Annotated in this window: 23 protein-coding genes; 13 read left to right on the top strand and 10 right to left on the bottom strand. The window is 66.1% G+C overall.

Going from position 1 to position 20,261, the window contains the following annotated elements:
• Window positions 1-78 precede the first annotated feature (78 nt).
• Both VG556_RS03445 and VG556_RS03440 read left to right on the top strand, forming a co-directional pair.
• Window positions 79-558 carry a hypothetical protein gene (locus VG556_RS03445; RefSeq protein WP_238381437.1) on the top strand — a complete coding sequence of 160 codons (480 nt, stop codon included), beginning with the start codon at window positions 79-81 and terminating at the stop codon, window positions 556-558.
• Between the two features lie 83 nt (window positions 559-641).
• On the top strand, window positions 642-1,424 hold the full coding sequence (locus VG556_RS03440) for a 3-hydroxybutyrate dehydrogenase (protein ID WP_100449908.1): 783 nt from the start codon (window positions 642-644) through the stop codon (window positions 1,422-1,424).
• On the opposite strand, the gene VG556_RS03435 is transcribed toward VG556_RS03440, so the two are convergent.
• Window positions 1,421-2,185 (bottom strand): hypothetical protein, encoded by a 765-nt coding sequence (locus VG556_RS03435; RefSeq protein ID WP_100449909.1) that lies wholly within the window; start codon window positions 2,183-2,185, stop codon window positions 1,421-1,423. The two genes, VG556_RS03440 and VG556_RS03435, sit on opposite strands and share 4 nt — an antisense overlap.
• A gap of 97 nt (window positions 2,186-2,282) precedes the next feature.
• Window positions 2,283-2,660, bottom strand: coding sequence for a DUF4180 domain-containing protein (locus VG556_RS03430; protein WP_100449910.1), 378 nt, complete (start codon window positions 2,658-2,660; stop codon window positions 2,283-2,285).
• A gap of 145 nt (window positions 2,661-2,805) precedes the next feature.
• Between VG556_RS03430 and VG556_RS03425 the strand changes: the two genes are divergently transcribed.
• Entirely contained in the window at window positions 2,806-4,092 is a 1,287-nt protein-coding gene (locus tag VG556_RS03425; RefSeq protein ID WP_100449911.1) for an alpha/beta hydrolase family protein, read from the top strand.
• 54 nt (window positions 4,093-4,146) lie between these two features.
• Here the strand turns inward: VG556_RS03425 and VG556_RS03420 are convergent, their stop codons facing one another.
• From VG556_RS03420 to VG556_RS03405, 4 genes are all read right to left on the bottom strand, one after another.
• Window positions 4,147-4,605, bottom strand: coding sequence for an SRPBCC family protein (locus VG556_RS03420; protein WP_005409329.1), 459 nt, complete (start codon window positions 4,603-4,605; stop codon window positions 4,147-4,149).
• Window positions 4,606-4,607: 2 nt separating this feature from the next.
• On the bottom strand, window positions 4,608-4,940 hold the full coding sequence (locus VG556_RS03415) for an ArsR/SmtB family transcription factor (RefSeq protein WP_100449912.1): 333 nt from the start codon (window positions 4,938-4,940) through the stop codon (window positions 4,608-4,610).
• Window positions 4,941-4,950: 10 nt separating this feature from the next.
• Window positions 4,951-5,406 (bottom strand): SRPBCC family protein, encoded by a 456-nt coding sequence (locus tag VG556_RS03410; RefSeq protein WP_046430242.1) that lies wholly within the window; start codon window positions 5,404-5,406, stop codon window positions 4,951-4,953.
• Between the two features lie 173 nt (window positions 5,407-5,579).
• A complete protein-coding gene (locus VG556_RS03405; protein WP_100449913.1) occupies window positions 5,580-6,035 on the bottom strand; it encodes a MarR family winged helix-turn-helix transcriptional regulator in 456 nt (151 codons plus the stop codon).
• Window positions 6,036-6,115: 80 nt separating this feature from the next.
• Here VG556_RS03405 and VG556_RS03400 point away from each other — a divergent pair, with 80 nt between their 5' ends.
• From VG556_RS03400 to VG556_RS03390, 3 genes are all read left to right on the top strand, one after another.
• Window positions 6,116-7,210: an FAD-dependent oxidoreductase gene (locus tag VG556_RS03400; protein WP_111144248.1), complete on the top strand. Its 1,095-nt coding sequence runs from the start codon at window positions 6,116-6,118 to the stop codon at window positions 7,208-7,210.
• A 200-nt stretch (window positions 7,211-7,410) separates the two neighbouring features.
• Window positions 7,411-7,935 (top strand): GNAT family N-acetyltransferase, encoded by a 525-nt coding sequence (locus VG556_RS03395; protein ID WP_100449915.1) that lies wholly within the window; start codon window positions 7,411-7,413, stop codon window positions 7,933-7,935.
• A gap of 141 nt (window positions 7,936-8,076) precedes the next feature.
• Window positions 8,077-9,846 (top strand): oleate hydratase, encoded by a 1,770-nt coding sequence (locus tag VG556_RS03390; RefSeq protein ID WP_100449916.1) that lies wholly within the window; start codon window positions 8,077-8,079, stop codon window positions 9,844-9,846.
• Window positions 9,847-9,893: 47 nt separating this feature from the next.
• On the opposite strand, the gene VG556_RS03385 is transcribed toward VG556_RS03390, so the two are convergent.
• Window positions 9,894-10,733, bottom strand: a complete 840-nt coding sequence (locus tag VG556_RS03385; protein WP_075076784.1) for an oxidoreductase — start codon at window positions 10,731-10,733, stop codon at window positions 9,894-9,896.
• A 108-nt stretch (window positions 10,734-10,841) separates the two neighbouring features.
• Here VG556_RS03385 and VG556_RS03380 point away from each other — a divergent pair, with 108 nt between their 5' ends.
• The 3 genes from VG556_RS03380 (at window position 10,842) to VG556_RS03370 (ending at window position 13,090) form a co-directional block, all read left to right on the top strand.
• Complete coding sequence (locus VG556_RS03380; RefSeq protein ID WP_100449917.1) at window positions 10,842-11,786, top strand: AraC family transcriptional regulator; 945 nt, start codon at window positions 10,842-10,844, stop codon at window positions 11,784-11,786.
• Between the two features lie 123 nt (window positions 11,787-11,909).
• The gene (locus VG556_RS03375; protein ID WP_049440761.1) at window positions 11,910-12,497 is read left to right on the top strand and encodes a TetR/AcrR family transcriptional regulator; all 588 of its coding nucleotides are present in this window, start codon (window positions 11,910-11,912) and stop codon (window positions 12,495-12,497) included.
• Window positions 12,498-12,589: 92 nt separating this feature from the next.
• Complete coding sequence (locus VG556_RS03370; RefSeq protein WP_100449918.1) at window positions 12,590-13,090, top strand: hypothetical protein; 501 nt, start codon at window positions 12,590-12,592, stop codon at window positions 13,088-13,090.
• Between the two features lie 11 nt (window positions 13,091-13,101).
• Here VG556_RS03370 and VG556_RS03365 read toward each other — a convergent pair whose 3' ends face one another.
• From VG556_RS03365 to VG556_RS03355, 3 genes are all read right to left on the bottom strand, one after another.
• Window positions 13,102-13,569 (bottom strand): chemotaxis protein CheW, encoded by a 468-nt coding sequence (locus VG556_RS03365; protein ID WP_100449919.1) that lies wholly within the window; start codon window positions 13,567-13,569, stop codon window positions 13,102-13,104.
• A gap of 107 nt (window positions 13,570-13,676) precedes the next feature.
• On the bottom strand, window positions 13,677-14,111 hold the full coding sequence (locus VG556_RS03360) for a BLUF domain-containing protein (protein WP_100449920.1): 435 nt from the start codon (window positions 14,109-14,111) through the stop codon (window positions 13,677-13,679).
• 94 nt (window positions 14,112-14,205) lie between these two features.
• A complete protein-coding gene (locus VG556_RS03355) occupies window positions 14,206-15,207 on the bottom strand; it encodes a helix-turn-helix domain-containing protein (RefSeq protein ID WP_100449921.1) in 1,002 nt (333 codons plus the stop codon).
• 330 nt (window positions 15,208-15,537) lie between these two features.
• Between VG556_RS03355 and VG556_RS03350 the strand changes: the two genes are divergently transcribed.
• The 4 genes from VG556_RS03350 to VG556_RS03335 all read left to right on the top strand — a co-directional run bounded on the left by VG556_RS03350 (window position 15,538) and on the right by VG556_RS03335 (window position 20,259).
• A complete protein-coding gene (locus VG556_RS03350; RefSeq protein WP_100449922.1) occupies window positions 15,538-18,114 on the top strand; it encodes a TonB-dependent receptor plug domain-containing protein in 2,577 nt (858 codons plus the stop codon).
• 52 nt (window positions 18,115-18,166) lie between these two features.
• Window positions 18,167-18,748: an FMN reductase gene (gene msuE, locus VG556_RS03345; RefSeq protein WP_100449923.1), complete on the top strand. Its 582-nt coding sequence runs from the start codon at window positions 18,167-18,169 to the stop codon at window positions 18,746-18,748.
• A 156-nt stretch (window positions 18,749-18,904) separates the two neighbouring features.
• Window positions 18,905-19,267 (top strand): DUF3088 family protein, encoded by a 363-nt coding sequence (locus VG556_RS03340; RefSeq protein WP_100449924.1) that lies wholly within the window; start codon window positions 18,905-18,907, stop codon window positions 19,265-19,267.
• 14 nt (window positions 19,268-19,281) lie between these two features.
• On the top strand, window positions 19,282-20,259 hold the full coding sequence (locus VG556_RS03335) for an MsnO8 family LLM class oxidoreductase (protein ID WP_100449925.1): 978 nt from the start codon (window positions 19,282-19,284) through the stop codon (window positions 20,257-20,259).
• The last annotated feature ends 2 nt before the right edge of the window (window positions 20,260-20,261 follow it).

The raw sequence follows: 20,261 nt of genomic DNA, 5'->3' as shown, positions 1-20,261 counted from the left end.
AGGGCGTTGGGGGAGAGCCATCCACGCGTGACGTGGATCTACTTGGGTATCGCCTGAAAGTTCATCCTGGAGATCTGTGTGCCCAGCACGCTGGAAACTGTTTTGAAGACTGCAGGCTTCATTGTCGTTGCGGCGCTTCCGTTGGTGATCCTTTGGCTCATCCTTCGGCGAATGTCAGCGACCGCGCGTTCTGCATTGGGATCAGGGCTGCGTTTGAAACCTCCTCGCCGGATCTCCGGAACATCCATGACCCTGGTGATGGTGGATGGGAAAGAGGATCGGGAGCACTACCTCTTTGATGCGGCGTCCTTTTACCTACGGCGTGGGCCGGTGCCCACGGCGGTTCCGCTTTCGCAGATCACCTCAGTCACTCGCACCTCCGACAAGATCTACGGGCGCTATGTGTGGCAGGTGTGCTTCAGCAAAGCATCGGGCAGAAAGTGCGTGACATTCACCAACAACCTGACCCTGTTCAACCGCGATTTCCTGCTGTTCCTGGAGGCGGTGCGGAAAGCCAATCCGTTGGCGACCGTTGATCGGGCAGGCATCCGCTTCTAGCTGTGGGCCGACCTGAGGGTTTCAGTTAAAGCGGCGAGCCGGTGACGCTACACTGGCCGCCTGTGCCCAATGGAAGCTCGCGCATGCTCAGTGGAAAGGTTGCAGTAGTCACCGGCTCCACCAGCGGCATCGGTCTTGGCATTGCCACCGCCTTGGCCCGGCAAGGCGCCGATATCGTGCTGAACGGCTTCGGCGATGCGGCGGAGATCGAACGCATCCGTTCCAAACTGGAAGCCGAGTTCGGCGTGCGCGTGGCGCATGACGGCGCCGACCTTTCCCATGGCGAGGCGGTGCGCGGGATGATCGATCGCGCCGTCGCGACGATGGGGCGCATCGACATCCTGGTAAACAACGCGGGCATCCAGCACACCGCGTCGATCGAGGAATTCCCGGTCAAAAAGTGGGATGCGATTCTGGCGCTGAATCTCTCGGCGGTGTTCCATGCAACGGCGGCGGCCTTGCCCCACATGAAGCAGCAGGGCGCCGGCCGCATCATCAACATTGCGTCGGTGCACGGGCTGGTGGGCTCGGTGAACAAGTCGGCCTACGTGGCGGCCAAGCATGGCGTGGTGGGGTTCACCAAGGTGACCGCGCTGGAGAATGCGGGTACGGGCATTACCGCCAATGCGATCTGCCCGGGCTGGGTGCGGACGGCGCTGGTCGAGCAGCAGATCACCGCGTTGGCCGAGCGCGAAGGCACGGATCAGGAGACCGCCGCGCGTGCGCTGTTGGCTGAGAAGCAGCCGTCGTTGCAGTTTGTGACGCCCGAGCAGCTGGGAGAAATGGTGGTGTTCCTGGCTTCGGACGCTGCGGCGCAGATCACCGGCACGGCGCTGCCGGTGGATGGGGGATGGACGGCGCGCTAGCTGGCTAGCTGCGCTTTGCGCTGCAACATCGGCAGTGCCACGAGTGTGGCGAGAATGGTGAACAGCACCAGCGACGAGCCGACTGTGCCGAAGCCCAGGCCTCCCTTTTCCAGCGGTTTGGTGAGCAGGTCGCCGAAGGTGGCGCCGAACGGGCGGGTGAGCACGAAGGCGATCCAGAACAGGATGACCCGGTTGATGCCCTTGATGCGGCTGGCCAGCGCAGTGAGCGCGATGAGGCTGCCGATCAGCAGTGCGCCGCCGGTGAAGCCCAGCCCGGAATCGTCGGCGAGGAAATCACCCAGCGCGGTGCCGAGCGTGTTGGAGAACAGCACGGCGGTCCAGTAGAAGCCTTCGGCGCGGCGCGATGCGATGTTGCTGACCGAGATCGACTTTTCCGACATGCGCCAGGCCAGCAGCACCAGCGCCAGGCAGCCGGCCAGCAGACTGGCGCCGGTGGCGTAGCCCAGGCCGAGCGTGCGGTCGATCAGGTCGGACATGGTGGTGCCAGCGGTGCTGGTCGCCAGCACCACCGACCAGAACAGCACCGGATGGAAGCGCCGCGCCGACAACTGCATGCCCAGCAGGCCGGCAAAGATCGCCAGCAGGATGGCCGAGCTGGCCACGTAGCCGAGGTTGAGCGTCATCGACAGCAGGTCACCCGCAGTCTCGCCGAGGGTGGTGGCGGCGATCTTCATCACCCAGAAACCGAGGGTGACAGCCGCCACTTTGCTGTGCAGGGAATCTGCGTCTGAAGCACGCATCGAACGTCGCCCGGGGAGCCTGCCGGTGATGCTGTGGCGGGCGGCGTCGGAGCGCGGTCGGAACCGGGTTTGGCGAGGATGAGCGTGGGGGCGGCGTTCAGCCGGCGCTGGCGGGGGCCGAAAGGCGCGCCAGCAGGGCGTCCCAGTCGGCCACGAAGCAGCCGTCGCGGCCGCGGTTGCATTCGGTGATCCACGCGTCCAGCGATTCGCTCTGCGCGCGGTAGTCGCTGACATCGCCCAGTACGGCGAAGTGCAGGCGGTAGTTCACCAGCATCTGCAGCCATTGCCCGGCCATGCCGGAGCGCAGCTCGAAGAAGTCTGCCGAAAGGCGCTGCACCGGCACGGCGATCCACTCGGCCTGGTGCCCAAGGGCATCGCCGACCAGGTCGCGTAGGGCGTTGCCATCCAGCAGCGGGCCTGTATCGGCGCTGCGCAGGACGCGGGTGCTGCCGATCTGTTCTACATGTGTGTGCATCGTGCGCTCTGAAGTTCGTATCGTCCGCCTAGTATGGCCATGGGAGAGGCCGACAGTAAGCAGATGCAGCATGAATCTGGCGAACGAACGCGCTAGGCTGCGCCGGGCGCCCGCACGAGGCGGGTTCACGATACCGGGGACGGGCATGGAAGGGTGGAAGAGTCGTTCGTTGTTGAGCGCGGTGCTGGTGTGTTCTGGCCTGCCGGTTGCAGCCGCCGAGCTGTGCACGGTCAGTGCCTACGGTGACGGGCAAGGCAACATCGTGGTGCTGGGCGCACCCGCTGCGGCGCCGGCCACAGGCCAGCGCTATCTGATGCTGGACGGGCGACGTGGCGCCACCGGTGATGCCAACGCGCCGGTGAGCTGCAGCGACGATGTGGTCAGCTTCAGGTCGCCTGCGGGAGCGACGCAGCGCTGGCAGCGACTGCCGACCCGCGATACCGAGACGACCTTCAGCAGTGCCGGAACAAAACTGGTCGGGCAGCTGATCGAACCAGCCGGTCCGGCCGACCCCAAACGGCCGTTGGTGGTGCTGGTGCACGGCTCGGAACGCACGATGGCGGCGGCGGCCATCTACCAGCGCATGCTGGTGGCGCAGGGGATTTCGGTCTTCGCTTACCAGAAGCGTGGGACCGGCGATTCGGAAGGCGAGTACACACAGAACTTCGAACTGCTGGCCGACGACGCGGCGGCGGCGCTTGCCAAGGCGCGCGAACTGGCGAGAGGCCGGTTCGGCCGCGCCGGCTACTTCGGTGGCAGCCAGGGCGGGTGGATCGCACCGCTTGCGGCGACGCGCTCGCAGGCGGATTTCGTGGCGATCGGTTTCGGGCTGGTGGTGTCGCCGATCGAGGAGGACCGCGAGCAGCTGTTCGACGAGGCACGGCGCATGCAGCTGGATGCGGCGGCGTTGGCGCAGGTCGGGCAGCTTTCAGACGCAACCGCGCAGTTGATGCGCACGCATTTCACTGAAGGGTTCGAAGCGCTGGCCAGGGTGCGTAGCCAGATCGGTGCCGCGCCGTGGGCAAAGACGATCAACGGCGAGTACAGCGGCGACATGCTGCGCATGAGTGACGCTGACCTGCGCCGGATCGGTCGCGCGCGCTTCGACAACCTGGAGCTGATCTGGGACTACGACGCCGAAGCCGCGCTGCGCCGCCTGAAGGTGCCGTTGCTGTGGGTGCTGGCCGAGCAGGACCGCGCCGCGCCGATTGCCGCCACGCGTTCGATCCTGTCGCGCCTGCGCGCGTCGGGGCAACCGATCGACACCTACCTGTTCCCGGATACCGACCACGGCATGGTCGAGTTCCGCACCGATGCCGAGGGCAACCGGGTGTCGACACGGATCACCGACGGCTACCTGCGCCTGCTGGCCGATTGGATCAAGCAGGATGTGCGTGGCAGTTATGGGCGTTCGCGCAGATTGAGCGATTGACCGGCCAGGGAGCGCTGGCGGCGGATGGCGCTCCGCCGCCGATTGCGGCACGACTCAGTTCGGCTTCGCAAACACATCCAGCCCCTTGCCGGTCTCCAGCAGCGACTTCAGGCTGGACAGCACGATCGGCCAGCCCTGGCGGATGCCGGTATCCATGCCGCTGCCGGGTTCCAGTTCCTCATGGGTAACCGTCAGCCGCACCATGTCCTGGTAGGGCACGATGTCGAAGGTCACCCGGCTGTAGGCGTCCGGGTTGTCGGCCTGCGAGGCGGCGGCCCAGGTGATGACCAGGCGCGAGGGTGGCGTGCTTTCCACCACTTCGCCGACCAGCTCGACCGAGCGCGTTTCGTTGGCGCGCACGTGCTGCCAGCGCGAGCCCGGTTTCCAGTCCGAGACGTTCTCGTGACCCCAATAGCGACTGGCGATCTCGGGGCGGGTGATGGCCTCGAACACCTTCTGTGGCGTGGACGCGATATAGATCACGTGGATGAAGCGGGTTGACTCTGCAGACATCGTCATTCTCCTTCCAGTTCGCGTTTCAGGTCATGCAGCAGGCTCAGGCGCTGCTGCTCGAACTTGCGTACCCAGCGTTCGTAGACTTCATGCAGCGGCACCGGGTTGATGAAGTGCAGCTTCTCGCGGCCACGGCGAACGGTGCTGATCAGGTTGGCGTCTTCCAGCAGGCCCAGGTGCTGGGTGACCGATTGCCGGGCCATCTCCAGGTGTTCGCACAGCTGGCCCAGCGTCTGCCCGTTGTCCTTGCAGAGCAGATCCAGCAGCGTGCGGCGCGTGGGATCGGCCAGTGCCTTGAACACCTTGTCTGCGTCGCGCACGTGGTCTACCGCCATGGGGATGTCTTCAATTCCAGTTGTCGATCCTGACGTCGTGTGGGTTGGGCTGGCCCTTGCCGGTTTCCAGCAGTGCCTTCAGGCTCATCAGGAACACCGCCCATTTGGTGCTGCAGTGGGAGGTGAACTCGACACGTTCCTTCCAGCCTTCGTGGGTGAACAGCACGATGCAGTAGTCGCCTTCCTGCTTCAGCGCGAAGCGCGCGTGGGTGCCGATCCATTCGGCGGGGCCGGCGAGGAACCGCCACAGCACGAGCTCGCCTGGAACAAGCTGCTCAAGCTTCATTTCCATGGCGCCGATTTCCTGGCCGTTGTTGGTGAAACGGACCTTGACCGTGCCGCCGGCTTCGCGGTCGCCGTGCGCGTCTTCGGCCCACCAGGCGGCCACGCCTTCGGGGGTGGCCAGCGCCTGATACACCTGGCTTGCGGGGGCCTTGATGCCGACCCTGTGTGCGATATCCACCATTGCAGATTCCTCGCGATGGGCCGGCAGGCGCCGCCCTTGAGTGGACTATATGCAGGTAAATGCCTGCATGTCAAACCCCGCCACGAACGCCCGTGCGTGGTAGTGCCGGCATGCCAGTGGCGTTGGGTGACTGCAGTTGCCGGCCAGCGGCCGGCACTACCGGGGGCGATGCTTCAGTTCTCGCCGTCCTGCAGGGCGGCATGCAGTTTGTCGGTGATCCGCTGCAGTGCGGCACGATCATCCGCGGAGAGATGGTCGAGAAAATACCGGCGGACACCGGCGGCGTGTACCGGCCGTGCCGCGCGCAGCTGCGCGTGACCTTCTGTGGTCATGCGGATCACTACGACGTTTTCGCTGTCGGTATCGCGTTCGATCAGGCCACGGCCCGCCATGCGGGTCAGCTGGTGCGAGAGGCGCGTCTTGTCCCATTCCAGGTAGTCCAGCAGTTCGCGCTGGGGGCGGCAGCGATCCTTGGACTGGTTCAGCTCCATCAGCACGATGAAGTCGGCCCTTGAGAGCCCGGTGCTGCGGGTGATGTCCTGGACGATGCGGCCGGAGGTGATTTCTGCCATGCGCCGGAAGCCGCGCCAGGTGGCCCATTCGTCGGGTGTGATGCTGGGGGAGGTCATGGCCGAACGTTGCCGGGCAATGGTTGACATGTCAACCCTTGCGGCATACGGTTGACGTATCAACTAACCTGGATCGCGCCATGCAGCACCCTCCCCGTATTGCCGTCATCGGCGCAGGCCCCGCTGGCCTCACCGCTGCGCTCATCCTGCATCGGGGCGGTCACCGCGTGAGCGTGTACGAGGGCGAAGCATCCGGGCAGCAGCGCACACAGGGCGGCACGCTGGATCTGCACGACGATTCCGGGCAGGTGGCGCTGCAGCGCGCGGGCCTGCTGGAGGCCTTCCGTGCGGTGGCGCGGCATGAGGGGCAGGAGGCGCGGATGGGCGACCCGTGGTCCGGGGAGATCACCACCGGCGGGTTCGGGCCGGAAGGGAGCAAGGACAAGCCGGAGATCGACCGCGGCGACCTGCGCCAGCTGCTGCTGGACGCGCTGCCGGCGGACACGGTGCAGTGGGGCCACAGCCTGACCGCGCTGGTATCTGCACAGGCGAACGGCCACGGCCTGCGATTCGCCAACGGCGTGCAGCGCGAGGCGGACATCGTGATCGGTGCCGATGGTGCGTGGTCGAAAGTGCGCGCGGCCTTGAGTACGTGCCAGCCGCTGCCCACCGGCATTACCTTCTTCGAAGGTTGGATCGCACAGCCTGCTGCGGACATCGCAGCGATGGTCGGGCAGGGCAGCCTGTTCTGCTTTGGCGGCGAGGAGGCCCTGTTCGTGCAACGCAACAGCCGCGATCGGCTCTGCGTGTATGCGGCGCTGAAGCGCTCTTCCGAGTGGCTTGATGCGCAGATCGCGCAGCACGGCATACGGACGCTGGTGACAGGCTGCTATACCGGGTGGGCCACGAACCTTCGGCGCCTGCTGGAGGCCTGCACGGACTTCGTGCGGCGGCCGATCTACAGCCTGCCAGCGGATTTTTGCTGGGCCCCGCGCGATGGCGTGACCTTGATCGGCGATGCGGCGCATCTGATGCCGCCGGTGGGCGTGGGCGTGAACCTGGCGATGCTGGACGCGTCGGATGTGGCGATGGCGTTGTGCGCGCGGCCGGATGCGATCAGCGCGATGCGCGACGCCGAAGTGCTGGTGCGTGAACGCGCCCGCGCCCTGATGCCGGATGCGATCGAGGGGTTCCAGCGCTGGTTCATTACCGGAGGGGATGCTCCACGCGGTTGATGAAGCATCGAGTCTGTACGCACCTGCGACACTGGGAACAGCAGCAGATTCCTGGCGGCGTGCTGGAAGTCACATGGACTTCCGACTGCTTTGGTCCGGTACAGGTGGCCACGCTGGGGCACGCGCTAGACTGGTTGAACCGGCCGACGCTCCCCCTGTTTTCCAGGGTTGGGGAGCGTGGTATGACAGGAGCGGAACGCATGACTGAAACCGGAAAGGACGCCTTGAACATCCGCCGCGCCAGCGCGGCCGATGCCCCCGCAGTGTTGGGGCTCTTTGACGAGGTGATCGAGTGGTTCGTGTCGATCGGCAATGTGCAGCAATGGGGCAGCGAACCGTGGTCGACGATGCCGCGCCGGATTGCCCAGGTCACCGAGGCGTGTGCACTGCCAGGCGCATGGGTGGCGCAGAACGAGCAGGGCGACGTGCGGGCGTTCCTTGCACTGGGCGAGTCGATGCCCTATGTGCCGGCGCCCACCGGGCCGGAGCTGTATGTGCGGGTTCTGGTGGCCTCGCGTGATGTGGGCGTGCGTGGCATCGGCCGCCGCCTGATGGCGTTTGCCGACGAGCAGGCGCGCGCTGCCGGTGTCGACCATCTGCGTGTGGACTGCTACGCCGGAGGCAGCGGCGACCTGGTGCGCTTCTATGAATCCTGCGGGTATACGCGCATCGCGCCGTTCAACGTGGACGGCTGGCCAGGCATGCTGCTGGGAAGGACGCTCTGACGCGGCTGCGTCATTCCGTCGCAGCCTGCGTGCAGGAAACGATACATCGGATCGGCGCTAGAGTAGGGTCATGACCTGCATCGGATGGCTGTGTCATTCCGCTGCCGGTTCCTGATGACCCCCTCCAGGAAGGTGCAACGCATGTATTACAGCAGTGGCAACTACGAAGCTTTCGCGCGCCCGCGCAAGCCGGCCGGTGTGGATGGCAAGCGCGCCTGGTTTGTGGGCTCGGGCCTGGCCTCGCTGGCCGGCGCCGCATTCCTGGTGCGCGACGGGCGCATGGCCGGTGAACGCATCACCATCCTTGAACAGCAGCAGATTCCTGGCGGCGCGCTGGATGGCCTGAAGGTGCCGGAGAAGGGCTTCGTGATCCGCGGCGGCCGCGAGATGGAAGACCACTTCGAGTGCCTGTGGGATCTGTTCCGCTCAATTCCGTCGCTGGAGATTGAAGATGCCAGCGTGCTGGACGAGTTCTACTGGTTGAACAAGGACGACCCGAACTATTCGCTGCAGCGTGCCACCATCAATCGCGGCGAAGATGCGCACACCGATGGCCTGTTCACGCTGACCGAGCAGGCCCAGAAGGACATCATCGCGCTGTTCCTGGCCACCCGGAAGGAGATGGAGAACAAGCGGATCGACGAGGTGCTGGGCCGCGACTTCCTGGACAGCAACTTCTGGCTGTACTGGCGCACCATGTTCGCGTTCGAGGAGTGGCACTCAGCGCTGGAGATGAAGCTGTACCTGCATCGCTTCATCCACCACATTGGCGGCCTGCCGGATTTCTCGGCGTTGAAGTTCACCAAGTACAACCAGTACGAATCGCTGGTGTTGCCGCTGGTGAAGTGGTTGCAGGAGCAGGGTGTGGTGTTCCAGTACGGCACCGAGGTGACCGACGTCGACTTCGATCTGCAGCCGGGCCGCAAGCAGGCCACGCGTATCCACTGGATGCGTGATGGTGTAGCCGATGGCGTGGATCTGGGCGCGGATGATCTTGTTTTCATGACGATCGGTTCGCTGACCGAAAACTCGGATAATGGCGATCACCACACCGCGGCGCGTTTGAACGAAGGACCGGCGCCGGCCTGGGACCTGTGGCGCCGCATCGCCGCGAAGGATGCGGCGTTCGGGCGCCCGGACGTGTTCGGCGCGCATATCCCGCAGACCAAGTGGGAATCGGCGACAGTGACGACGCTGGATGCGCGCATTCCGGCTTACATCCAGAAGATCGCCAAGCGCGACCCGTTCAGTGGCAAGGTAGTGACCGGCGGCATCGTCAGCGTGCGCGACTCGCGCTGGCTGATGAGCTGGACGGTGAACCGCCAGCCGCATTTCAAGAACCAGCCCAAGGACCAGATCGTGGTCTGGGTGTACTCGCTGTTTGTGGATACGCCGGGCGACTATGTGAAAAAGCCGATGCAGGAGTGCACCGGCGAGGAGATCACCCGCGAGTGGCTGTACCACCTGGGCGTGCCGGTGGAAGAGATTGATGCGCTGGCCGCGACCGGTGCGAAGACGGTGCCGGTGATGATGCCGTACATCACGGCGTTCTTCATGCCACGCCAGGCCGGTGACCGCCCGGACGTGGTGCCGGACGGTGCGGTGAACTTCGCCTTCATCGGCCAGTTTGCCGAATCGAAGCAGCGCGACTGCATCTTCACCACCGAATATTCGGTGCGCACGCCGATGGAAGCGGTGTACACCCTGCTGGGGATCGAGCGCGGCGTGCCGGAGGTGTTCAATTCCACGTATGACGTGCGCTCGCTGCTGGCCGCCACCGGTCGCCTGCGCGATGGCAAGGAACTGGATATTCCCGGGCCTGCGTTCCTGCGCAATCTGCTGATGAACAAGCTGGACAAGACCCAGATCGGTGGCCTGCTGCGCGAGTTCAAGCTGGTGCAGGAAGACTGAGCGGGCAGGGGGAGGCCGCCGGTGAGGGCATCGGCGGCCTCAAGATCTCACGCTACGCCGTCGGTCGAACGGCTCAGCTGTTCCCACGCGTCGATGCTACCGGCCATCGATGCCAGCTTTGCCCTCACCAGCTGCAGTGCATCACTGCCCAGCAGCAAGTGGCGGGGAGGAGCGTCGCTGTCGATGACCTGCAGCATGGCCTGCGCAGCCTTCACTGGATCACCGGGCTGGTGGCCACTCTTCGCCTCACGCGCGCTGCGGATGGGATCGAACAATGCGTCGTAGTCGTCAATGCTGCGCGGTGCCCGCACCATCGAGCGGCCTGCCCAGTCGGTGCGGAAGGAACCCGGCGCGACGGCCGTGACGTGGATACCAAACGGCGCGACTTCCTTGTCAAGCACTTCACTGATGCCCTCCAGCGCGAACTTGCTGCCGCAGTACCACGCGATGCCCGGCATCGTGATGAAACCGCCCATGGAGGTGATGTTGAGGATATGGCCGCGGCGCCGGGCGCGCATGTGCGGCAGCACGGCCTTGATCAGCGCGGCCGGAGCGAACACGTTCACCTCGAATTGCTGCCGCAGCTCGGCGAGCGTGGATTCTTCGAGGATGCCTTCGTGGCCGTAGCCAGCGTTGTTGACCAGCACGTCGATGCTTCCGATGTTGGTTTCGATATCGGCGACGAGCGCATTGATGGCGGCGGTATCGGTTACGTCCAGCAGGCGACCGAATGCGCGGCCGGGAGCGAGCGCTTCGAGTACCTGGCGGTCGGTTTCGTTGCGCACGGTGCCGACCACGCGGTGGCCGGCCAGCAGGGCCTGCTGGGCAAGGGCGCGGCCGAATCCACTGCTGACACCGGTGATGAGGAGAAAGCGGGAAGGGGGCATGAGGGGGCGTTCGTGGTGGGCAGGGCTTGCACGTTAGTTCTTGAACGACCGGGGTCACAGGCCTAGGATTCGGCCATTCTTGCCTATTCCTCTGGAGTGCCTGTGCCTGTGGTCGATTCCCTGCAACGGCAGGTGCAGGCGCGCATGGTCGGCCTGCTGAAGACGCTGGCGGTGGAGGAGGGCTATACGCTCACGCGCCTGCCGGGGGTGCGGTTGCTGCGATCGGACCGGCCACTGGCGCGCACGCCGGTGTTGTACGACCCCGGCATCGTGATCGTCTGCCAGGGCGTGAAGCGTGGCTATCTGGGCGGGCAGGTCTACCAGTACGACGCGCAGCACTACCTGGCAGTGTCGGTGCCGGTGCCGTTCACGATGGAAACCGATGCGTCGGCCCAGGCGCCGCTGCTGGCGATCTACCTGCATCTGGATCTGCAGCTGGCGGCGGATCTGCTGATCGAACTGGGTGAACAGGAGGGCACCCCGGCGACACCGGCGCAGGGCATGATGTCCAGCCCGATGCAGGCGCCGATGCAGGCCACGGTGCTGCGCCTGCTGGAGGCACTGGCTGAACCGTTGGAGGCTGCCGTGCTCGGCCCTGCGTTGGTGCGTGAGGTGTACTTCCGCGTGCTGACGGGTGCACAGGGCGGCGCAATGCGCGAGGCGCTGGCCCTGCGCGGGCGCTTCGGCAGCATCGGCAGAGTGCTGCGGACGATCCATGCCGGATATGCCACCGCCCTGGACGTGGGGCAACTGGCCACCGAAGCGGGCATGAGTGTGGCGACCTTCCACGACCACTTCCGCGCGATTACCGGCACGTCGCCGATGCAGTACGTGAAGTCGACCCGCCTGCACCAGGCACGGTTGCTGATGCTGCGGCAGGGGATGACTGCCGAAGCGGCATCGCTGGCGGTGGGGTATGCCAGCCCGTCGCAGTTCAGCCGTGAGTTCAAGCGCCTGTTCGCGTTGCCGCCGGCGGCCGAGGTCGCGCGGATGCGGCGCAGTTTCGCGCTGCCACCTCCGCCAGCCGATGCGGTGTACGTATCTTCGCATTGAGGGGCAATCAAAGGCCGCGTTGCCAGCAAGCCGGCCAGCGGCCGGCTCTACCGGGAATGACGCCTGGCGAGTGCAGCAGAGAGGGGGTTGACAGGATGTCTACCTACTAGTAGGTTTATTGCCATGAAGGAATCGCTCTCGCCCAAGGCCCAGGAAATCCTGGCCCATGCCCGTGCGCTGCTGGAAGCCGGTGGCTACAACGGCTTCAGCTACGCCGACGTGTCGGCGCGGGTGAACATCAGCAAGGCCAGCATCCATCACCACTTCCCCAGCAAGGCGGATCTGGTGCGCACGGTGGTCGAGCTGTACCGGGCCGAAGCGCGCGAAGGCCTGGCGCTGCTGGACCGGCAGTTGGCCGACCCGCTGCAGGAGCTCAACGCCTATGTGGATTACTGGTCCAGCTGCATTGCAGGGGGTACGTCCTCGTTCTGCATCTGCGCGATGCTGGCCGCCGAAGCGCCGATGATTCCGGCAGAGATCGCTGAGGAAGTGCGCGGCCATTTCGAGGACCTGAGCGGCTGGCTGGCAGTGACGCTGGAGAAGGGCGTTTCGATGGGCCAGCTGCAGTTGCAGGGCTCGGCGGCCGATGAGGCCAAGGCGTTCATGTCATCGGTGCACGGCGCGATGCTGGCCGCGCGCGGTTTCGGTGATGCGGCGACCTTCGCGGCACTGGCGCGGTTGGCGATCGCGCGGGTGAGCGCGGCGTCCTGAGAAATGTGTGGTGGGCCTGCGGCGACGCGGGCCTTCTTTTTGAGTCCTATGTCTACCTACTAGTAGGTTCACTCTGTCCCTGGAGATGTCCCATGTCCCACCCTCTGTCCACACTTGGCGTGATCCATACCGCTGTCAGCCTGATCCCGGTGTTGAGTGGCCTGTATGCCTTCATTCGCCATCGCGCAATCGATCCCGCCACGCGCGCGGGCGAGCTGTACCTGGTGGGGTTGGTGCTGTCGGTGGCCACTTCCTTCACCGTGTCCAGCACGGGCGGGATCAACCCCGGCCACGCATTCGGGGTGATCGTGCTGCTGGTGGCATTCGGCGGCGTGCTGGCCGCGCGGCTGCGCTGGCTGGGGCGCGCCGCGCGTTACCTGTCGACCTTCGCACTGTCGTTCAGCTTCCTGCTCTCGTTGGTGCCCGGCGTCAACGAAACGCTGACCCGCCTGCCGGCAGCGCATCCGATTGCGGCGGCACCGATGGCCCCGGTGGTGCTGCACACGCTGCTGGCCTGCCTGGTGGTGTTCGTGATCGGCTTTGCCGCGCAGTGCTGGAGGCTGCGAAACCGTGCTTTTGCAGGACGATCCTGAGACGCCGCCGGTCACCCCGGCGCGGCAAGTGCGCCCAGCAGTGCCGCCGGTTCCATCAGTGCAGCCGAGCGCGCCGGATCGAGTTGAATGTGCCGGCTGCAGAAGCAGAACGATTGGCCCGCTGCAGGCTCGGGGGTGTTCGCGCTCGCGTCCGGCGTCTCGATCTCCAGCACTTCGTCCACGGCCAGCGCCAGGGTTGCGGTGCCGGCGTTGATCAACAGCATGGCCGGGCTGCCACCCTCGAATGCCGGTTGGTCGCTCATGCGGCGCAGGTCGACGACGGGTAACGGTTGCCCACGGACCTCCAGGGTCGGCCTGCCGTTGCGGTCTGCAGGGCCGAATGCCTCCGGACCGCGGATTTCGACCGCCGCCTGGATGTCGATGGCGAACAGGACGGTGCCTGCACGCACGACGACGATCTCGAACAGGTCGGCAGGCGATGCGCGTGTTTCCGTTGCAGGGTGGGCGGGTACGGGCATGCGATGGGCGTGGCGAAGACGATGGGAAAGGAGATCTGGATGATGACGCCGGAACGCAGCGCGCGGCCGCGTCGGCGTGCGCGTGCAAGGCGATGGTTCAGTGTGTATCAGGCGGCTGCGCGTGGCGCGCCGACGCTGCCGACGCGTGGAAAATGCGGACGCAGCAGGCCGACGAGCTGGTCCATGCCCGGAATGGAATGGCCGAACTCGTCCCAGCGCGCATTCACCAGGCCGGACACCACGATCTGCCCGGTCTCGATGTGGGTCATTGCCCAGTACGGAACGGCACGCGCGCTGATGGACATGTCCAGTACCGGCACGACGGCAGCATGCGAGCGGCTGTCATGGATGCGGCGCTTGACTGCTTCCAGGGCGTCGGGCGGGCCTTCGATGTACTGGAAAAACCGCTGCCCGTCGACGATCAGCGCACCGGTAACGTCCACCCGGCGATTGAACGTGGCAGATTGCGAGACGATCTGGTGGAGGGCTTGATTGGACAGCCCAGCCGACATGCGGCTGGAGTAAGCAAATGCATGGAGCATGGAAGGGGCTTCTTGTGACGCACGTCACTATACGCACGCAAGCACGGACCGTCGTGAGGCTTTGCTCACGCCACGCCTGGCTCCGCGCACTGGATCAACAGCCCACCAACCGGTCGGCACCGAGACCGCCGCGATGCTGGCTGCGGTACTCGGTAGGGCTCGCGTCGACCTGACCGCGGAAGTGCCGACGGAACGATTCCTGCGAACCAAAGCCGGCCTGTTCTGCAATCCACTGCAGCGGCCGGTCAGTGGTTTCCAGCAGCTCGCGCGCGAAAGCCACGCGCTCGCGGATCAGCCAGTCGATCGGCGACAGGCCGGTGGCGTCCAGGAACTGCCGCTGCAGCGTGCGTTGGCTGAGCGCGGCCTGCTCGGCGAGGCTGCCCAGTGAGTGGGGCTCGCGCAGGTTGCGGCGCATCCATTCCATCAGCTTTGCCAAGCGGGTGGGCTCGCCGTGGGGAATGGCGCGGCTGACGCGCTGGCTGCGCTCGGCATCACGCCATGGTGCCAGGACCAGCCGTTCGGCCACCAGGTTGGCCACGCGCGCGCCGTAGTCCTTGCGCACCATGTGCAGCATCATGTCCATGCCGGTGGCCGAGCCGGCCGAAGTGATGATGCTGCCGGTATCCACGTACAGCGCATCCTCGCGCACATCGATGCGTGGGAACTCGCGTGCCAGCGCTTCGGTGAGGCGCCAGTGGGTGGTGGCCTGGCGGCCATCGAGCAGCCCGGCCCAGGCGAGTACGAACGCACCGGAGCAGATCGAGGCGATGCGCGCGCCGCGTGCGTGGGCACGGATCAGTGCATCGAGCAGTGCCTGCGGTGGGCGCTCGCTGGGTTCGCGCCAACCGGGGATGACGATGATGTCGGCGTCATCAACCGCGCTGAGATCGTAGGGAAGCTGCACCTGCGCATTGCCGAGCATGCGCAGCGCACCGGGTTCGCCTGCGCACAGCTGGGTGCGGTACCAGGCCACGCCGAGTTCCGGCCGCACCGGCGCGAACAGGCCGACCGCGCAGCCGAATTCGAACAGCCCCTGGCCGTGGCAGGCGACGATGGCAACGAGCGGCGCGGTGGGATCGGCGGGTGGGCTGGGCATGGCTTGATGCTACGGGTGGCGGTGCGGGGCGTTGCGTGATGCGCGGGCATGAGGTGATGCCGGGCGGGCATATGGGAACCGGGGTCGGATCCCTTCCGCAGGAAGGGCTCTGACCCCGTGGTGGGGAGGCGTGCGTGGGGTCAGAGCCCTTTCCTATGGAAAGGGATCCGACCCCGTGGGGGACCCCGTGCGTGTGCGCCGCCTAACGTCATTACCAGCGGTCATGTGGGTGGCCGGATGTTACGGCTGGGTGACGCGATCCCGCCTGTCGCACCAGGTGAACAGGCCCTTGAATGGAAGCGTGTTTCCGGCCCACCCCCACGAGCCCCCATGCCTGCCGCCCACGCCCCTGTCCTGAGCACTCTCGCTGTTCTGATCACAGCCATCCTTGCCGCCTCGCCCAGCCATGCGGCTGAAGCAGACGCAGATCCTGCTGCCACCGCCGCGACGGCCAACGTGGCCGCGTCCACGCTGGATGCGGTGGTGGTGACCGGTTCGCGTACCAGCACGCGCACGGTGAAGAACAGTTCCACGCCCATCGATGTGATCTCTGCAGAGGACCTCGCCGCGACCGGGCAGGGCAACCTGCTGGAAGCGCTGCAGCGCAGCCTGCCGTCGCTGAGCCAGATCGGCGGCTACCAGAGCGACCAGGAGAGCCTGATCCGTGGCTACCAGCTGCGCAACCTGTCACCGGGCTACACGCTGGTGCTGGTGAACGGCAAGCGCCGCAATGCCAGCGCTTACGTGAGTGGCGCAAACGGTGGCGGCTTTCCGGGCCATGCCTGGGCCGACCTGGCGTTGATTCCGGTCTCGGCCATCGACCACGTGGAAGTGTTGCGCGATGGTGCGTCGGCCATCTATGGCTCGGACGCGATCACCGGCGTGGTCAACGTGATCCTGAAATCGCAGGCGCACGGTGGCGATGTGTCGGTGGAGAGCGGGCAGAGCATCGATGGTGATGGTTCGCGTACCAGCGTGCGCGCCAATGTCGGCCTGCCGTGGGGCCAGGATGGCTTCGTCAACCTGTCCGGCGAGAACACGCGGCAGCACCACGCGATCCGCACCCGCCGCTACATCGATGGCTACCTGAGCTATCCGGCAGTAGATGCCAACGGCAACCGGGTCGCACTGCGCCCGAACAATCGCTTGCCGGCGGGTGCATCGCCGAACCCGGCCGAGGCCAACCGCGATGCCGAGGCCAACACCATCCTCAGTTCGCCGTCGTACGCGTTGATGGCTTTCGCAGTGAATGCCGGCCATGGCCTGGGCGAGAGCGCGCAGTTCTACGCCAACGCCACGGCCAGTGACCGCACCGCGCAGGCGATCCAGAACTTCCGCCTGCCGGCGACCATCTTCACCACCTACAAGGCACCCGGCGTGCTGAGCGTGTTTCCCGATGGCTTCCTGCCGGTGCTGGAGACCAAGGAAAAGCAGTACACCGGCACTGCGGGCGTGAAAGGGCAGATCGCGGGCTGGGATTACGACGCCAGCCTGACCGGCAACCGCAGCACGGTGCGCACCTATACCCGCAATTCGGTGAACTACTCGCTGCCGTATCCCGGTTCGCCCACTGACTTCTATGACGGCAAGCTGGACTACCAGCAGGGGATCGCCAACCTGGACCTGCGCCGTGGCTTCGAGGTGGCGGCGTTGGCCTCGCCACTGGAAGTGAGCGCAGGCGCCGAGTACCAGCACGAACAGTACGAACGCGGGGCCGGGCAGTGGGAGTCGTACACCGGCTTCGGTGCAGCCGCGTTCGTGGGCTACTCCACCGCCGATGCGGTGAAGGCGACGCGCAACAGCAAGGCGGTCTATGTGGGCGCGGCCAGCAACATCACCTCGCGCTGGTATCTGGATGCAGCGGCGCGCTGGGAAGATCATTCCGACTTCGGCAGCGTGTCCACTGGCCGCCTGACCACGCGCTTCGACTTCACCGATGCGTTGGGTGTACGCGCGACGGTCAGCAACGGCTTCCATGCGCCCAGCCTGGGCGCACAGTTCTACCAGGCCACGGGCAGCTGCCCGTGCGGGACCACGCTGGTGGCGCAGGTGTCTTCGCCGGCGGCGGTTGCGCTGGGTGCCACGCCGCTGAAGCCCGAGAAAGCCACCAACTACAGCCTGGGCGTGACCTGGGACCCGAGCCCGGCGTTCCATCTTGCCGTGGATGCGTACCAGATCGACATCCGTGGCCAGCTGGGCCAGTCCAGCCAGATCGGCTACAACGCGCAGGATCCGGCGCGCATCACCGACAACAGCGGTACGGTGCTGAGCGCGGCGCAGAAGAACATCATCGATGCGCTGCTGGGTTCCGCCGGCATCAGCATCCTGCCGGGTGATGCGTTCTACGCCAGCTACTTCACCAATGTAGGCAATACCCGCACGCGCGGTGTCGAGCTGACCCTGGAAGCCAACCAGGACACTGCGTGGGGCAAGCTGCGCTGGAGCTACGCGGCCAACGTCGGCCGTACCACCATCCAGAAAGTGAGCGACATTCCGGCGGCGCTGCAGGGGCTGCCGAACATCAACCTGCTGACCAAGAGCAGCGAATACGCGCTGCGCTTCCGCACGCCCAGCTACACCCAGGTAGCCGGGCTGGGCTGGCAGAACGGGCGCTGGCGCTCGAACGTCGATTTCACCTACTACGGCCCGATCAAGCGCCTGAACAACGGCGTGGAGTACAAGCAGCCGCCGGTGCTGGTGACCAACCTGTCCGGCGGCGTGGAGCTGGGGGCGGGCTGGAGCGCGGCGCTGGGGATCAACAACGTGTTCGACAAGCGCACGCGCAAGGTGCCGGAGTACGCGCGCAGTGCTACCGATGTGGCCAGCATCGAGACGACCTGGGACAACGGCGATGTGCTGGGCAACGTCGGGGCGTATTGGTATGGGCGGATCAGTTACCGGTTCTGAGGTTCACGCCAAAGGCAGCCGAGCATGGCTCGGCTCTACACGGGAGCAGTTCATGTCTTCTGCATTGAAGGTGGTTGCATTGGTGGGGTCGCCGACCAGTTCGGCGACATCGCGCACGTTGCTGCTGGTGCGGCATCTGCTGGCGTCGCTGCAGCAACGCGTGCATGCCAGCGTGGAGCTGGTGGAGCTGGCGCCGATCGCGCGCTCGCTGGGCCAGTCGTTGTCGCGCGATGAGGCGGGGCCGGAGGTGGAGCAGGCGCTGCAGAGCATCGAGGCCGCAGAGCTGCTGGTGGTGGCCGCGCCGGTCTATCGCGGCTCGTATCCCGGGTTGTTCAAGCACCTGGTCGACTTCGTCGGGCTGGAGGCGCTGGTGGATACGCCTGTGCTGCTGGCAGCGACCGGTGGCAGCGAGCGCCATGCGCTGGTGATCGACCACCAGTTGCGGCCGTTGTTCAGTTTCCTGCAGGCGCACACGCTGCCGATCGGGGTGTATGCCACGCCTGCCGACTTCGATGGCGAGCAGATCAACAGTGCTGCCTTGCAGGCACGCATCGCGCTGGCAGCCGAGCGTGCGGCCGGCCACCTGGCGACGCAGGCGCTGGCGGTAGCGGCGCCGCTGCGACGCATCGCCTGACGCCATAACCGGCGGCGCTTTGCTTATGGCCACGCCGCATCTGCATGGCCGGATCTGACCGCCGATTGTCGCCAGGCGTCGCTGCCGCAGCCGCCGGCATCTCTAGCATCGATATCGAAGCGGCATCGCATTGCCGCCCCCGATGAGGACGACCCCGTGAGTCTGGACGCAACCGATAAGCCCATCCTGTTCCTGCTCGACCGTGAGTTCGAGGACGGACAGATTCCCGGCCAGCGCTTCTTCTGCCGGCACAGCCTGTTGCTGGAAGGTGCACTGTCGAGCATCGAAGGCCTCGACGCGCAGCTGGACGTACGTCGCATCGGCTTCGCGCGGCCGCGCCGCGAGGTGATCGCCGAGATCGGCGAGCAGGACCAGTCGTTGCCCAAGCTGGTGCTGCCGCAGGGCGTACGCAGCGACCTGGCCAGTGGCGCGCACCAGGACCGGCAGTACATCTCCGGTGCCGAACCGATCCTGGCCGCACTGAACGGATTGCTCGGCATTCCCGTGGCCCACCCCTGAGCGAGGACGCGACCGTGAGCTATCAGATCAGCGTGCTGGACAAGAGCCCGGTAGCCGAGGGCGCTTCGCCGGAGCAGGCGCTGCGCAACAGCCTGCAGCTGGCGCAGCGCGCCGAACAGCTGGGCTATCACCGCTACTGGTTTGCCGAGCACCATGCCGCACCGACGTTGGCCAGCCCTGCACCGGAAGTGCTGGCGGCCTGGGTGCTGGCGCAGACCCGGCGCATCCGCATCGGCAGTGGCGGGGTGATGCTGCGCCACTACGCGCCGTACAAGGTGGCGGAGAACTTCAACCTGCTGGCGGCGCTGGCGCCGGGGCGCGTGGATCTGGGCGTGGGCAAGGCCCCCGGCGGCCTGCCGGCCTCGACCGCCGCGCTGGCAGCCGGGCGTCCGCCTTTCGCCGACTTCGACCAGCAACTGCGCGACCTGGAGGGTTATCTGGCCGGCGCCGAAAGCGAGGCGCTGGCGCGGCCGGTTCCGCAGCAGGCGCCGGAGCGTTTCCTGCTCGGCGCAAGTCCACAGAGCGCAAAGCAGGCGGCCGAACTGGGCTGGCGCTTCGTCTACGCCGCGCACTTCGATGGTGACCCGAAGCACATCGAGGCCGCGTTCGACGCCTATCGCAGCGTCGCCTCGCAGCCACCGCTGCTGGCCACGGTGGCCTTCGCCGCACCGACTGCTGAAACCGCAGCGCGTCACATCGGTGCGCTGCGGGTCTACAAGCTGCACCTCGGTCCCGGGCAGGCGGTGAACCTGCCCAGCGCCGAGGCGGCTGCCGAATACGCGCGCCAGGCGGGCGTGGCCGACTTCCGCATCGAGGAAACGCGCCCCAGCGTGCTGTCCGGCGATGCGCAGCACGTGCGCGGCGAACTGGATGCGCTGCACCGGCGTTTCGGCGTGGGCGAGTTCATCCTCGATGCGCCGGTGGCCGACCTCGACGCACGCCTGACATCCCTTGAACTGCTGTCGCCCGCGCCGCGCGCGGCGGTGGCCTGACC

The organism is Stenotrophomonas sp. CASM106, assembly GCF_049384825.1.
Lineage (GTDB): Bacteria > Pseudomonadota > Gammaproteobacteria > Xanthomonadales > Xanthomonadaceae > Stenotrophomonas > Stenotrophomonas muris.
This window is presented reverse-complemented; position numbering and strand designations above follow the sequence as displayed.

What these genes read in the sequence shown, in the direction of transcription:
- VG556_RS03425 (WP_100449911.1), top strand. Translation starts at nt 2,806, where the DNA reads ATGGAAGGGTGGAAGAGTCGTTCGTTGTTGAGCGCGGTGCTGGTGTGT.
- VG556_RS03395 (WP_100449915.1), top strand. Translation starts at nt 7,411, where the DNA reads ATGACTGAAACCGGAAAGGACGCCTTGAACATCCGCCGCGCCAGCGCG.
- VG556_RS03420 (WP_005409329.1), bottom strand. Translation starts at nt 4,605, where the DNA reads ATGTCTGCAGAGTCAACCCGCTTCATCCACGTGATCTATATCGCGTCC.
- VG556_RS03375 (WP_049440761.1), top strand. Translation starts at nt 11,910, where the DNA reads ATGAAGGAATCGCTCTCGCCCAAGGCCCAGGAAATCCTGGCCCATGCC.
- VG556_RS03430 (WP_100449910.1), bottom strand. Translation starts at nt 2,660, where the DNA reads ATGCACACACATGTAGAACAGATCGGCAGCACCCGCGTCCTGCGCAGC.
- VG556_RS03370 (WP_100449918.1), top strand. Translation starts at nt 12,590, where the DNA reads ATGTCCCACCCTCTGTCCACACTTGGCGTGATCCATACCGCTGTCAGC.
- VG556_RS03405 (WP_100449913.1), bottom strand. Translation starts at nt 6,035, where the DNA reads ATGACCTCCCCCAGCATCACACCCGACGAATGGGCCACCTGGCGCGGC.
- msuE (WP_100449923.1), top strand. Translation starts at nt 18,167, where the DNA reads ATGTCTTCTGCATTGAAGGTGGTTGCATTGGTGGGGTCGCCGACCAGT.
- VG556_RS03365 (WP_100449919.1), bottom strand. Translation starts at nt 13,569, where the DNA reads ATGCCCGTACCCGCCCACCCTGCAACGGAAACACGCGCATCGCCTGCC.
- VG556_RS03410 (WP_046430242.1), bottom strand. Translation starts at nt 5,406, where the DNA reads ATGGTGGATATCGCACACAGGGTCGGCATCAAGGCCCCCGCAAGCCAG.
- VG556_RS03360 (WP_100449920.1), bottom strand. Translation starts at nt 14,111, where the DNA reads ATGCTCCATGCATTTGCTTACTCCAGCCGCATGTCGGCTGGGCTGTCC.
- VG556_RS03400 (WP_111144248.1), top strand. Translation starts at nt 6,116, where the DNA reads ATGCAGCACCCTCCCCGTATTGCCGTCATCGGCGCAGGCCCCGCTGGC.
- VG556_RS03350 (WP_100449922.1), top strand. Translation starts at nt 15,538, where the DNA reads ATGCCTGCCGCCCACGCCCCTGTCCTGAGCACTCTCGCTGTTCTGATC.
- VG556_RS03355 (WP_100449921.1), bottom strand. Translation starts at nt 15,207, where the DNA reads ATGCCCAGCCCACCCGCCGATCCCACCGCGCCGCTCGTTGCCATCGTC.
- VG556_RS03385 (WP_075076784.1), bottom strand. Translation starts at nt 10,733, where the DNA reads ATGCCCCCTTCCCGCTTTCTCCTCATCACCGGTGTCAGCAGTGGATTC.
- VG556_RS03390 (WP_100449916.1), top strand. Translation starts at nt 8,077, where the DNA reads ATGTATTACAGCAGTGGCAACTACGAAGCTTTCGCGCGCCCGCGCAAG.
- VG556_RS03435 (WP_100449909.1), bottom strand. Translation starts at nt 2,185, where the DNA reads ATGCGTGCTTCAGACGCAGATTCCCTGCACAGCAAAGTGGCGGCTGTC.
- VG556_RS03440 (WP_100449908.1), top strand. Translation starts at nt 642, where the DNA reads ATGCTCAGTGGAAAGGTTGCAGTAGTCACCGGCTCCACCAGCGGCATC.
- VG556_RS03415 (WP_100449912.1), bottom strand. Translation starts at nt 4,940, where the DNA reads ATGGCGGTAGACCACGTGCGCGACGCAGACAAGGTGTTCAAGGCACTG.